The sequence below is a fragment of the Candidatus Symbiopectobacterium sp. NZEC135 genome (genome assembly GCF_025962695.1).
This window is the reverse complement of the sequence record NZ_JAGFPF010001094.1, coordinates 1-730: the sequence shown is the minus strand read 5'-3', so window position 1 is coordinate 730 and position 730 is coordinate 1. Positions and strand designations below refer to the sequence as shown.

The window sequence follows — 730 nt, the reverse complement described above, 5'->3', positions numbered from 1 at the left end:
AAGGTCTATGACAGTCAGGGAAAAAATGCCCGGAAAAGCGGGGAAGGGCTGTTTGCACAAGCGCTGAAACGGCACATGCCGTGGTTGCCGTTAGAGGAGAATGGCCGCTTGAGCGATCCTGTGCTGCGAGAGAACTTTATTGCCCGGGTTTATGCCTTGCATGAATTGCAGCAAATCTGGCAGCAGGGGCTGTCGCGTGGCGCACTGATGGCGTTCCATAGCCGCTATAAATTGTTGTTACTGGCGCACTCGCAGCCCGAATACCGAGAGCTGGGCCCTTTTGTCGCAGGCATGGCGCAATGGCCGACGTTGGAAGCCTTTGCCACGGAATACCGGCTGCGTTTTATGCGATTGTTGTCGCACCCGGCATCGCGTCGTAACCATACCAATGTATTGATGCACGTTCAGGGTTATTTTCGTCCCCACCTGACCTCCCAACAGCGTCAGGAGTTAGCCAATCTGATCGATCGTTATCGGCAAGGTGTGCAACCGCTGCTGGCACCGATGACGCTGTTGCGTCATTACATGACCGAATACCCTGATGATTACCTGGCGCAGCAGCGCTACTTTGACCCCTATCCTGAAGCTTTGCGTTTACGCTATGGCCACTAATATTTTCCAGTAAGGAACAGTTATGACCACGCATCTGGTCTGGTTTCGCCATGATTTACGGATCACCGATCACTCCGCGCTGCATGCTGCTTGTCAGAACGCCGATGCCAAGGTCATT

General features: G+C 53.7%; 2 protein-coding genes. Both read left to right on the top strand.

Annotation, left to right across the window (positions count from 1 at the left end; genetic code table 11):
- The coding region (locus J5224_RS32655; RefSeq protein WP_264629076.1) for a YbgA family protein at window positions 1–612 on the top strand (612 nt) is incomplete at its 5' end.
- Between the two features lie 22 nt (window positions 613–634).
- Window positions 635–730: deoxyribodipyrimidine photo-lyase (locus J5224_RS32650; protein WP_264629077.1), on the top strand; the 96-nt coding region annotated here is incomplete at its 3' end.